Raw genomic sequence first — 12,193 nt, forward strand, 5'->3', positions numbered from 1 at the left:
GCCCATACGGTCAGCGAGGCCGGAAGGGCCGAAGCCTCGGTCGGCATGGCCGCCACCCCCGGGTCGGCCACCGATCCCGTTGGGAGAGGAGCGGCAGCAGGGCCCGAGCCTCATCGAGCGCATGGTGACCAGCAAGCTGCGTGCCCAGCGCCCCTCGTTCCGCACCGAGCAACCCGACGCCACCTATCGCCTGCCGCTGCAGACCGCGTCGCGCACCACCGGGGCGACCGCCTACCGGCTGGGCCTGACCGTCGACGGGCACGAGACGCTGTCCGGCATTTCGTTCACGGCCCGCCCCGGCACCATGACGGCGGTCATCGGACCGTCGGCCGCGCGTAATGCCGCGCTGCTGGCGCTGCTGGCCGGCGCCCGAACGCCCAGCGCGGGGCGCGTCACGGTGGATCGACACGATGTGCACGACGAACCGGAGGTCATGCGGACCCGAATCGGGGTGGTCCCGCGCGACAACCGCCTGCACCGCCAGCTCACCGTCGCGCAGGTCCTCGAATACGCCGCCGAGCTGCGGCTGCCGCCGGACACCTTGCCCGAGCAGCGCGACCGCGTGGTCAGCCAGGTCCTCGACGAGCTCGAGCTGACAGCCCACCGCGACACCCGAATCCGCAAACTCCCCGCCGAGGTGCGCCGGTGCGCGGACCTGGCCGTCGAGCTCGTCACCCGGCCCAGCCTGCTCGTGGTGGACGAGCCCACCACCGGACTGGACGCGGCGCAACAGCGCCACGTCATGGCGGTCCTGCGGCGCCAGGCCGATATCGGCTGCGCCGTGGTGGTCGCGATCTCGGCGCGCACGTCGCTCACCGACGTCAACGTCTGCGACCAGGTGTTGGTACTGACCGGCACGGGCCAGGTGGCTTACCTGGGGACGCCCCTGCAGGTGGAATCCGCGCTGGGCACCTCCGACTGGAACAGGGTGCTCGCGCAGGTCGGCGCCGATCCCGAGGGAGCCCACCGCGCGTTTCGCACCCGAGCGCCCACGTCGGCGCCGACCACTGCGCCGGAAGTCGCGGCACCGTGGCCGCCGCCGCCCGCGGCGCCCAGGGCTCGGCAGATCCGGTTGCTGGCCCGGCGCGAGGTTCGCCTGCTCCTCGGCGACCGCAGCTACTTCGCGTTCCTGGCGGTCCTGCCGTTCGTCCTGGCCGGGCTGACGCTGCTGATCCCGGGTGATTCGGGACTGGCCAGGCCCGGCGCGGACAGCACCAACCCGCACGAGGCCATCGAGCTCCTGGCCGCCTTCAACGTCGCGGCGGTGATCATCGGCACGGCGCTGACCATCCGCGCGCTGGTGGGCGAACACCGCGTCTTCCGGCGCGAGCAGGAAGTCGGCCTGACGGCACCGGCGTACCTCACCGCCAAGATCACCGTGTACGGCCTGGCCGCGGCCCTCTGGACGGCCGTCGTGTTCGCGATCGTGATCGCGGTCAAGGGGGGACCGGGACGCAGCGCCGTCCTGCTGCACAACGCCACGGTCGAGCTCTACGTGGGCGTGGCCGTCACCGCGATCGTGTCGGCGGTCCTGGGCCTGGCGCTGTCGTCGCTGGGCAAGTCGCCGCGCGAGGTCCTGCCGCTGGTAGTCCCGGTGATCCTGGCGGCGGCGCTGTTCAACGGGAGCCTGGTACAGCTGGTGAGCAGGTGGGGCCTGCAGCAGATCAGCTGGTTCGTCCCGGCCCAGTGGGGCTTCGCGGCCACGGCGTCCACCACGAACCTGCGCAGGGTCGATTCGCTGGCGGCCGACGCCGTGACCTGGACGCACTACAGCGGCTGGTGGGTGTTCGACACCGGGATGCTCGTTTTGTTCGGCGTGCTCGCGGCCGGATTCACGCTGTATCGGCTGCGGTCACCGCTGGGCGGACGCCCCCACCCGTCCCCCGATCGCGAGCCGCAAGAAGCCCCTCGCCGCCAAGGCTGAGCCGGGTGGGCGGCCGGGTGCCGCGGGTCGGCGGCCGTCGCGAGAATGCGGACGGGGACATGAACTGTCAGCGTTGTTCGCCGCGACGGGAACCGCCCATTACTGTCGGCTTATGGCGCCTGAAACGACTAGCACTGCCGACTATCTGCGCAACGCACTGGACGGGCGTTGGCGTGATGTGAGAAACCGGATGCGGGCCACGCTCACCGAGGACCTGTTCCGGCCGCACTACACGCCGAACACCGTGATCGCCCGCACCAAGGTGGCGGAGCAGATGCGGATCATGGCGGCGTTCGGCGCGGCCGCCGACAGTTTCCGCAAGGAACACGGCGGCACCGGTGACGTGGGGGCGGCGATCACCATGATCGAGATGCTGGCCATGTCGGACCTGTCGCTGATGGTGAAGGCCGGTGTGCAGTGGGGCCTGTTCGGCGGTGCCGTGGAGAACCTGGGCACCGAGCGCCACCACGAGCTCTACGTGCCCAAGATCATCAGCCTCGAGTTGCGCGGCTGTTTCGCCATGACCGAGACCGGACATGGCAGCGACGTGCAGTCGCTGGAGACCACCGCGACCTACGACCCCGAGACCGAAGAGTTCATCATCGACTCCGCCACCCCCTCGGCGCGTAAGGACTACATCGGCGGCGCCGCCGAAACCGCAACCATGGCGGCGGTTTTCGCGCAACTGATCACCCACGAGGACGGGAAGCCGGTCAATCACGGCGTGCACTGCGTGCTGGTTCCGATCCGCGACGAGGACGGCAACGATCTGCCGGGCATCACCACCTCGGACTGCGAATACAAGGGCGGACTGCCCGGTGTCGACAACGGGCGCATCGTGTTCGACCATGTCCGGGTCCCGCGGGTCAACCTGTTGAACAAGTACGGCGACGTCGCGGCCGACGGCACCTACAGTTCGCCGATCGACAACCCGAATCGCCGGTTCTTCACCATGCTGGGCACCCTGGTCCGCGGCCGGATCACCGTCGGTGGCAGCGCCGGCGCCGCCGGCCGGGTGGCCCTGGACATCGCCACCCGATATGCCTTGCAGCGCAGGCAGTTCACCGCACCCGACGACGGTTCCGAAGTGCTGATCATGGACTATCTGGTGCACCAGCGGCGACTATTTCCGTTGATCGCCAAGTCGTACGCGTTGCAGTTCGCGCAGAACGAACTGGTCGGCAAATGTCATGACGTGCAGAGCGCCGACGCACCCGACGCCGACGAGCAACGCGAACTCGAAGCGCGCGCCGCCGGCCTGAAGGCGGCCAACACCTGGCATGCGAGCCGGGCCATCCAGGAGGCCCGCGAAGCGTGTGGCGGCGCCGGCTACATGGCCGAGAACAGACTGATCGGGCTGCGCGGCGACACAGACGTTTTCACCACCTTCGAGGGCGACAACCACGTGCTGACCCAATTGGTGGCCAAGGAACTGCTCACGGCCTACGCCGACGACATCAAGAGCATGAGTCCGGTCGAATGGGTGCGCTTCGCGGCCAGCACGGTGGGTGAACGCGTCGTCAAACGCACTGCGGCAGAGGCGATCATCCAAACCATCGTGGACGCCCGCCAAGACAGCGAGGAAGAGGGCAGCCTGTTCAACCGCGGCACGCAGATCACGATGTTCGAGGACCGCGAGGAGTATCTGCTGGCATCGGTGGCCCGCCGGCTGCAGGCCAAATCCAAAGAGATGTCGGCCTTCGACGCATTCAACTCCGTGCAGGATCACGTGTTGCACGCGGCCAGCGCGCACATCGACCGGGTCATCCTGGAGGCGTTTGTCGCCGGAATCGACGCGTGCCCCGACGAGAAGGCCCGCGAAATACTCGGCATCCTGTGCGACCTGTACGCACTGTCGGTCATCGAGGATGACAAGGCGTGGTACATCGAGCACCGCTACCTGTCCACCGAACGCGCGAAGGCGGTCACCCGGGGTATCAACGACCGGTGCCGCGCGCTGCGCCCGCACGCGGAGACGCTGGTCGACGGGTTCGGCATCCCGGAGCGGCTGCGTTATGTCGAGATGCTGCACCCGGAGAACCTGGAAGAGGCCCTCACGAGCTGAGCGGCCGACCGCCGATCACCGGCCGCCGCGACGTCGGCACGGACGGGAAAGTCATTGGCGGCAAACGCTATTGATTCGGAACCTTGCCCAGCGTTTGCAACTTGCCGTCCGGGCCGATCCGGAACTTGACCGTTCCGATCCCGGTCGGACAGCACAGCTGGTCATTCCCCTTCTGCCACTGGTATTGAACGGTGACGGTGTCATCCGAGGGCGGTAGCACCGTCGTGTACGGCTTTGGGTTCGGGGTGGGGCTACCCAGCGGCCTGTTGTGGTCGAAGAAGAGCAGTTGCTGTGGGCTTGATTCGCTGGCGATCGTCGGGATGATCTGCACCCAATACAACCGGCAGTTTCGGGTGTGCCCGCGGCCCATCTCGACCCAGATGGTGCCGGGGATGGCGATGGGAACGGCGGTGATCGCCTGGTGCACCGTGTCGGCCGTCGGCCCGTCGGAGTCCTTGCAGTTGTCGGGCCGGGCCTGGGGCGGCGCGGTCGGCTTCCAGCCGCAGCCGGAGGCCAGCAAAACCAGACAGATCACAATGAGCCGACGCACGCGGTGAGCTTAGCGAAGACTGTGAATGTCCCATCGGTTTGGTCAAAAACCCCCTTCTGAGAAGCGTTTCGCGGGCAGTCCTGCGTAACCTCAAGCGGGACGGCCGGTCAACGGTGACCTGCGGTAACGCCTTCCACGGCCGCGAATTCCCCGGCGATTTCACATCGGCGCGCCAGCCGCTGAGAGGAAGAAGTAAACCGGGGGAAATTTCGGGCAGCGATGCCGAAACATGCCTGCTCCACAATGAACTCACCCGAGACAGAGCTAACTCGTGCGCACTCGAACCGAAGGGACGTAAGCGTGACCAGGGAGTCCATGGCGCCTGACAACGCCGTGAACACCATGTGCGCTTACTGCGGCGTCGGGTGCGGCATGGTGTTGCAGATCACAACGGACCCGAAAACGGGCCGCGATCACGTCGCCAAGTCGATTGGGAGCAAAGCACATCCGGCCAACTTCGGCCGGTTGTGCACCAAGGGCGCCACCACCGCGGACATGCTCGGCGCGCCGGGCCGGATGGGCTCGGCCCATGTGCGGGCCGACCGCGGTGAGCCACTCGAGCCCGTCGACATGGATCGGGCGATCACCCAGTGCGCGAACCGGTTACGCGCGATCATCGACGAACAGGGTCCGGACGCCTTCGCGATGTACGTGTCCGGCCAGATGTCCATCGAGGCGCAGTACCTGGCGAACAAGCTGACCAAGGGCTTCATCGGCACCAACCAGATCGAGTCGAACTCGCGACTGTGCATGGCCAGCGCCGGTTCCGGTTACAAACTCTCGCTCGGCGCGGACGGACCACCCGGGTCATACCAAGACTTCGACCGTGCCGACGTCTTCTTCGTCATCGGCGCGAACATGGCCGACTGCCATCCCATCCTGTTCTTGCGGATGATGGACCGGGTCAAGGCGGGCGCGAAGCTGATCGTCGTCGACCCGCGCCGCACCGCGACCGCCGAGAAGGCCGATCTGTACCTACAGATCGCGCCGGGATCGGATCTGGCGCTGCTCAACGGGCTACTGCACCTGATCGTCGAGAACGGCCACACGGACCCCGATTTCATCGCCGAATTCACCGAGGGCTGGGAGGTGATGCCCGGCTTCCTGGAGCAGTACACGCCCGACATGGTCAGCGCCGTGACCGGCATCCCGGAAGCGGACATCCGCAAAGCGGCTCAGATGATCGGCGAGGCCGACAATTTCATGAGCTGCTGGACCATGGGCCTCAACCAGAGCACCCATGGCACCTGGAACACCAACGCCATCTGCAACCTGCACCTGGCCACCGGCGCGATCTGCAAGCCGGGCAGCGGCCCCTTCTCCCTCACCGGCCAGCCCAACGCCATGGGCGGTCGCGAGATGGGTTACATGGGGCCGGGTTTGCCCGGTCAGCGTTCGGTGCTATCGGACGAGGATCGTGAGTTCGTCGAAAACCTTTGGGGCCTTCCCCGCGGAACGCTGCGCACCGAGGTCGGCGGCGGCACCATCGACATGTTCTCCCGGATGGCCGACGGGCAGATCAAGGCCTGCTGGATCATCTGCACGAATCCCGTTGCCTCCGTTGCCAATCGTAAGACGGTGCTGGCCGGACTGGAACGCGCCGAGTTGGTGGTGGCCCAGGACGCGTTCCTGGAGACCGAGACCACCGAATACGCCGATGTGCTGTTGCCGGCGACCCTGTGGACGGAGTCCGAAGGGGTCATGGTCAATTCCGAGCGCAACATGACGCTGTTCCAGCCGGCGGTCCAGGCGCCGGGCCACGCGCTGCCGGACTGGCAGATCATCACCCGGATCGCCTGCGAGATGGGCTTTTCGGAGGCGTTCAGTTACACCTGCGCCGAGGAAGTCTTCGAAGAAATCAAGCGGTTCTCCAACCCGAAGACCGGGTACGACCTGCGCGGTGTCAGCTATGAGCGGCTGCGCCAGAGCCCGCTGCAGTGGCCGTGCGCTCCACAGGGCGGGGGCGACCGCAACCCGATCCGCTACCTCAATGACGGCGTCAGCCAGACGCGGCTGGTCCGCGAGGACGGCAGCGTGCCGCGGTTGGCCTACCCGACGCCGACGGGCCGGGCGGTGTTCTTCGCCCGCCCGCACCTGCCGCCCGACGAAATGCCCGACGACGACTACCCGTTCCTGCTGAACACCGGTCGCCTGCCTCACCAATGGCACACCATGACCAAGACCGGCAAGGTCGCCAAACTCAACAAACTCAATCCGGGGCCGTTCGTCGAGATCCACCCCGACGACGCCGCCCGCCTGCACATCGTCGACGACGATCAGATCGAGATCGCGTCCCGGCGCGGCCGCGCCGTGCTGCCCGCTGTCGTCAGTGACCGGGTGCGGCCCGGCAACTGCTTCGCGCCGTTCCACTGGAACGACGCCTTCGGCGAATACCTGTCCATCAACGCCGTCACCAACGACGCCGTCGATCCCATCTCGAGCCAACCGGAATTCAAGGCGTGCGCGGTCACGCTGACGAAGGTCGCCGTCGCGCAACCCGATCCCGGTACCGAGATGCCGGCGGTCCCCGACACACCGGCATCCGCACCCACGGAGGTACGAGAAATCAGCGTGTCACAAGTCGACGCACTCGGCGAATTGCTGGGTGTGACAACGCAAGCCAAGCCGGAATTCAACGAGCTCGGCCGCTCGTATCTGGCCGGCATGCTCTCCGGGCTTCGCTCTGACGCCGGTCGCCGCACCGCCGGTGTGCCTACCCTGCCGCCGAGCGCGCCGTTCGATGCGGGCACCCGGCTGTGGGTGGACGGCCTTCTGGCCGGATTGTTCTCGCGCGTCGACGGACCGGGGGGCCTGGCCGAGGCACCGCCGACCGCCCCGGCGCCGGCCGTCGAGCAACCGCCCGCCACGCCCGTCGACACCAAGCCCGCCGCCGAGCGCGCGCCCGTGGTGGTGCTGTGGGCATCGCAGACCGGCAACGCCGAGGAGCTCGCCGGCGAGATCGCCGCCCGGTTGGGCGCCGCGGAACTCCCGGTCGCGCTGCACAGCATGGATGACTTCCCGCCGGCGCAGTTGACGACGACGCGGGAGGTGCTGTTCGTCACCAGCACCACCGGCGACGGTGACGCGCCCGACAACGGCGCCGGCCTCTGGCGAGCGCTGACATCCGAGGGCGCACCGCGATTCACCAACCTCCGCTACGCCGTGCTGGCGCTGGGCGACTCCAACTACGACGATTTCTGCGGCCACGGCCGCAAGCTGGACGCCCGCCTCGCCGAGCTCGGCGCCACCCGCATCACCGACCGGGTGGACTGCGAACCCGACTACGACGACACCGCGGCGAAGTGGGTGGGCGACGTCATCGAGGCCCTGACCCGGACGCCCACCTCGGTCGGCGGGGACGGAAGTGTGACGACGCCGGCCCGCACGTCCACCGTTGCCGCGCCGCCTCGCCCCGGCGCGCCCGCCGCCGGCGCCTACAGCAAGAAGCATCCGCTGATCACCGGCATGGTCCGCAACACCGTGTTGAGCCGACCGGAATCGACGAAAGACGTGCGGCACCTGGTTTTCGACATGCCGGAGGAATCCGTGACCTACGAGGCCGGTGACGCGCTCGGCGTGTGGCCGCGCAACAGCGACGCGCTGGTCGACGAGTGGCTGTCGGTCACCGGACTGAACGGGCAGACCCCGGTCGAGGTCGGCGAGCACGGTCTGATGTCGTTGCGCTCCGCGCTCACCGAGCGCATCGAGATCGCCCACATCAGCCGGGATCTGGTGCGCTTCGTGCAGGAGCGCACCGGTGACCCCACACTCGCGGAGCTGCTGAAGCCGGAAAACAAACGCGCACTGGCGGATTGGACGTGGGGCCGCCAGTCCATCGATCTGCTGGCCAAGCTGCCCGTCTCCGCGTCGGCCCACGAGTGGCTGCGGGTCCTCAAACGCCTTCAGCCGCGGCTGTATTCGATCTCGTCGAGCCCCAAGGAGTGCCCGGGCGAAGTCCACCTGACCGTCTCCCCGGTGCGCTACAACTTCCAGGGCGTCGCACGCCGCGGGGTGTGTTCGACCTACCTCGCCGACCGCTCCCCCGGCGACCGCGTCGCCGTGTATCTGCAGCAGTCCAGCAATTTCCGGCCGCCGAGTGAGTCGGACACCCCGATGATCATGATCGGGCCCGGGACGGGGATCGCGCCGTTCCGCGGCTTCCTGCAGGAACGGCGCGCACTCGGGCACACCGGCCCCAACTGGCTGTTCTTCGGCGAGCAGCACGCCGCCACCGACTTCTACTACCGCGACGAACTCGAGCAGATGCGTGACGACGGGTTCCTCACCGAGTTGGACCTGGCGTTCTCCCGCGATCAGCAGCAGAAGGTCTACGTGCAGCACCTGATGCGCAAACGCGGGGCGCAGCTGTGGAGCTGGTTGCAGGACGGCGCCCAGCTCTACGTCTGCGGCACCGCGGATCCCATGGCCAAGGACGTCGACCGAGCACTCTGCGAGATCGCCGCCGAATTCGGCAAGCTCGAGCCGGAAGCGGCGAAGGACTACGTCCAGTCGCTGAGCGCCGACAAGCGCTACCACCGCGACGTCTACTGACGCCGATCCGCCACCCGTAACACAGCGGAAACATCGCGCGCCTACCGCCGAAACTTCGGCGTCGCACGATGCACTCGTAAGGTCGCGCGCCTGAAGGAGTGACGTCATCGTGGCTCGGGAGTGTGATGGACCCGATCGGGTCATCAAGAACGGCTGCCCGCTGCAGTGCCGGCTCAGGTACGGCGACGAACCCGCCAGTGACCAGGTCGATTGGGCGGGCCTGCCCATCAATCTCGACTTCGCGTTCTCGCGGGATCAACGCGACAAGGTCTACGCGCAGCATCTGCTGCGCAGGCGCGGGACCCAGTTCGGTCCGTGGCGCCACGGCGGGTACGTGTGCGTCTGCGACATGGCCGACGAATCCCTCACCGGCGGTTAGCGACACACCCGACGGGTGTGCGGAGCGGGCCATCGCAAAAATCACCGTGGTTGAAACGCTGCGATGCTTCCGCGACCGCAAGGTTCGCCCGCGCTGAGCTGCGCTAAACCGGCCATTGACGGGGTGAGCGCGGGTTTCACACGGGTTCCGGCCGCGGCCAACGCCGGCTCGACTTGCGCCGCCAATCCGCTTTCGGGGTACTAGAAAACGATGGTGGACGTGACGATCATCGAGACCTCAGGTCTGGGCGACCGCAGCTATCTCATCAGCGACGGCACGGTCGCCGTCGCCGTCGATCCGCAACGAGACATCGACCGGGTGCTCGAGCTGACGGGAGACCTGCGCATCACCCACGTGCTGGAGACCCACATCCACAACGACTACGTGACCGGCGGGCTGGCACTGGCCCAAGCTACCGGTGCCCAATACGTCGTTCCCGCAGGCGAAGACGTCGACTTCGACCGCCACGCGGTCGGGGACGGCGACCGGATCGACACCGGCGAAATTTATGTGGAAGTGCTGCTCACACCCGGACACACCCACCATCACGTCAGCTACGTGCTGCGTGACGATTCCGGCGAGGCCGTCGGCGTCTTCACGGGCGGATCGCTGCTGTTCGGCAGCACTGGCAGGACAGACCTGGTCGGCGACGACCACACCGAGGAACTGGCCCGGCTGCAATATCATTCGGTCCGGCGCCTCGCCGATGAGCTGCCTTCGGAAACCGCGATCTATCCCACCCACGGATTCGGCAGCTTCTGTTCGGCCACGCCACCCGACGGTGACGCCTCCACCATCGGCGAACAACGCCGCAGCAACCCGGCGCTGACCCAGGACGAACAGCAATACGTCGACGAGCTGCTGGAAGGACTTTCGGCGTTTCCCGCCTACTACGCACACATGGGTGTGATCAACAGGGCGGGCCCCGAAGCGGCGGACCTGTCGCCGCCCGAACCGGTTGACGCACACCAACTTCGCCACCGCATCGACGCCGGCGAGTGGGTGGTCGACCTGCGCAACCGCACGGCATTCGCGGCGGGGCATCTGGCCGGCACCTATGGGTTCGAGCTGTCGGGCTCGTTCGTGAACTACCTCGGGTGGTTGTACCGCTGGGGCGCACCACTGACGTTGATCGGTGAGGATGCCCAGCAGGTCGCCGACGCTCAGCGCGAACTCGCCCGCATCGGCGTCGATCGCCTCACCGGCAGTGCCACCGGCGATATACGCGCGCTGGCCGACGGCACGCCGCTGCGCAGCTACCGGGTCGCGTCCTTCAAGGACCTCGTCGATGTGCTCGATGACGATGCGGTCACCGTCGTCGACGTTCGCCAGCCACACGAATTCGACAGCGGCCACGTGCGCGATGCGGTCAACATTGCGGTGCACGAGCTACCGGAACGCCTCGGCGAACTTCCCCAGGACCGCGAACTATGGATCCACTGCGCCAGCGGCTACCGGGCGTCGATCGCCGCGGCGCTACTCGATCGGCATCAACGCCGCGTCGTGCTGATCGATGACGACTACGACAACGCGGAAAAACTCGACATCACCTCAGGTTCAACGTGATCGAAAAGGACGGCCCGCACCGCGATAGCGGGTAGTGACCAATTGAGGAGCCCACAACGGGAGGAATCACATGAGCGCACCGACCGCCGACGCCATCACTTCGGCCGAGCTACGCAAGCAACTCGAGTCTTCGCCCGCCCCACGCATCGTCGACGTGCGGACCCCCGCGGAGTTCGAAACGTCCCACATCTCCGGGTCCTACAACGTGCCCCTGGACGTACTGGACGAACACACCCGTGAGGTCGCCCAGCTCTTGGGCGGGGACGACGAGGTCGTCCTGGTATGCCGGTCGGGACAACGCTCCACCAAAGCCCAAACGCTGTTGCGGAACGCCGGTTTGACCGGCGGGCGCGTCCTCGAGAACGGAATCATCGACTGGGATGGGCGAGGCTTCGCCGTCGACCGCGGCGCCCAGCGGTGGGATCTGGAACGGCAGGTGCGCCTCGTCGCCGGGTCGGTCGTGTTGTCGTCCGTGCTGGGCAGTGTCGCGCTCCCCCGCCTGAAATGGGTGGCGGCCGCGATCGGTGGCGGGCTGACTTTCGCCGCGCTGACCAATACGTGCGCGATGGCCACGGCCCTGTCGAAGCTGCCCTACAACCGCGGCGCCACAACCGATCCCGAAACGGTTTTGTCGGCGCTCAATACCGCCGCGCGCTAGACGCTGAGGCCTACCGCTTGGGCGGGTCGGGCTGCCCGTACACCGCCACCACCACGGTGCGGTCCATGCTGTTGTCCGACCACACCCCGATGGTGTTGTTGGCGCAGTCGCGGATGATCGCCATGTCGTCCGGGTTGTAATACCACTGGTTGACCAGTTCCAGGCTGCTGATCGCGATGGCCGGGTTGATCGCCACGGTCTCGGCGGCCCGGCCGCGGAAGCCGACAACAAGCGGCTCAACAGCGCGGTGGTGTCGGCCGTCTACACCCTGCAGCACCAGGCGGGCTGCACCAACGACGTCGTCAGGAACAACGCCCTCACGCTGGCCGCCGAATGGCACGCCGATGACATGATCAACAACCGAAACATCAACGGCGACATAGGCTCGGACGGTTCCACGCCGCAGGACCGCGCCAACGCCGCCGGCTTCCGCGGCCGGGCCGCCGAGACCGTGGCGATCAACCCGGCCATCGCGATCAGCAGCCTGGAACTGGTCAACC

Annotated in this window: 9 protein-coding genes; 7 read left to right on the forward strand and 2 right to left on the reverse strand. The window is 67.3% G+C overall.

The annotated features are described in order from the left end of the window. The first annotated feature begins 73 nt into the window (after nt 1–73). On the forward strand, nt 74–1,924 hold the full coding sequence (locus A5624_RS14255; protein WP_369827490.1) for an ATP-binding cassette domain-containing protein: 1,851 nt from the start codon (nt 74–76) through the stop codon (nt 1,922–1,924). 112 nt (nt 1,925–2,036) lie between these two features. Further along, nucleotides 2,037–3,989, forward strand: a complete 1,953-nt coding sequence (locus tag A5624_RS14260) for an acyl-CoA dehydrogenase (RefSeq protein WP_066867180.1) — start codon at nt 2,037–2,039, stop codon at nt 3,987–3,989. Nucleotides 3,990–4,056: 67 nt separating this feature from the next. Here the strand turns inward: A5624_RS14260 and A5624_RS14265 are convergent, their stop codons facing one another. Next, nucleotides 4,057–4,524: an LppP/LprE family lipoprotein gene (locus A5624_RS14265; RefSeq protein ID WP_066867182.1), complete on the reverse strand. Its 468-nt coding sequence runs from the start codon at nt 4,522–4,524 to the stop codon at nt 4,057–4,059. A 330-nt stretch (nt 4,525–4,854) separates the two neighbouring features. Between A5624_RS14265 and A5624_RS14270 the strand changes: the two genes are divergently transcribed. From A5624_RS14270 to A5624_RS14285, 4 genes are all read left to right on the forward strand, one after another. Beyond that, nucleotides 4,855–9,090 (forward strand): bifunctional nitrate reductase/sulfite reductase flavoprotein subunit alpha, encoded by a 4,236-nt coding sequence (locus A5624_RS14270; protein ID WP_066867184.1) that lies wholly within the window; start codon nt 4,855–4,857, stop codon nt 9,088–9,090. A 142-nt stretch (nt 9,091–9,232) separates the two neighbouring features. Then, a complete protein-coding gene (locus A5624_RS14275; RefSeq protein ID WP_197498129.1) occupies nt 9,233–9,469 on the forward strand; it encodes a hypothetical protein in 237 nt (78 codons plus the stop codon). Nucleotides 9,470–9,682: 213 nt separating this feature from the next. Beyond that, a complete protein-coding gene (locus A5624_RS14280) occupies nt 9,683–11,035 on the forward strand; it encodes a rhodanese-like domain-containing protein (protein WP_066867192.1) in 1,353 nt (450 codons plus the stop codon). A gap of 70 nt (nt 11,036–11,105) precedes the next feature. Further along, nucleotides 11,106–11,693, forward strand: coding sequence for a rhodanese-like domain-containing protein (locus tag A5624_RS14285; protein ID WP_066867186.1), 588 nt, complete (start codon nt 11,106–11,108; stop codon nt 11,691–11,693). 10 nt (nt 11,694–11,703) lie between these two features. Here A5624_RS14285 and A5624_RS14290 read toward each other — a convergent pair whose 3' ends face one another. Further along, nucleotides 11,704–11,889: a hypothetical protein gene (locus A5624_RS14290; protein WP_369827489.1), complete on the reverse strand. Its 186-nt coding sequence runs from the start codon at nt 11,887–11,889 to the stop codon at nt 11,704–11,706. Between A5624_RS14290 and A5624_RS14295 the strand changes: the two genes are divergently transcribed. Continuing rightward, nucleotides 11,839–12,193 (forward strand): CAP domain-containing protein (locus A5624_RS14295; RefSeq protein WP_369827491.1); only part of this gene is annotated, 355 nt, incomplete at its 3' end. The two genes, A5624_RS14290 and A5624_RS14295, sit on opposite strands and share 51 nt — an antisense overlap.

The organism is Mycobacterium sp. 1482292.6, from assembly GCF_001672995.1.
In the GTDB taxonomy this organism is placed as follows: domain Bacteria; phylum Actinomycetota; class Actinomycetes; order Mycobacteriales; family Mycobacteriaceae; genus Mycobacterium; species Mycobacterium europaeum_A.

Bases quoted from the DNA above. Each gene is read 5' to 3' on its own strand.
- A5624_RS14260 (WP_066867180.1), top strand. From the start codon at position 2,037: ATGGCGCCTGAAACGACTAGCACTGCCGACTATCTGCGCAACGCACTG.
- A5624_RS14285 (WP_066867186.1), top strand. From the start codon at position 11,106: ATGAGCGCACCGACCGCCGACGCCATCACTTCGGCCGAGCTACGCAAG.
- A5624_RS14270 (WP_066867184.1), top strand. From the start codon at position 4,855: ATGGCGCCTGACAACGCCGTGAACACCATGTGCGCTTACTGCGGCGTC.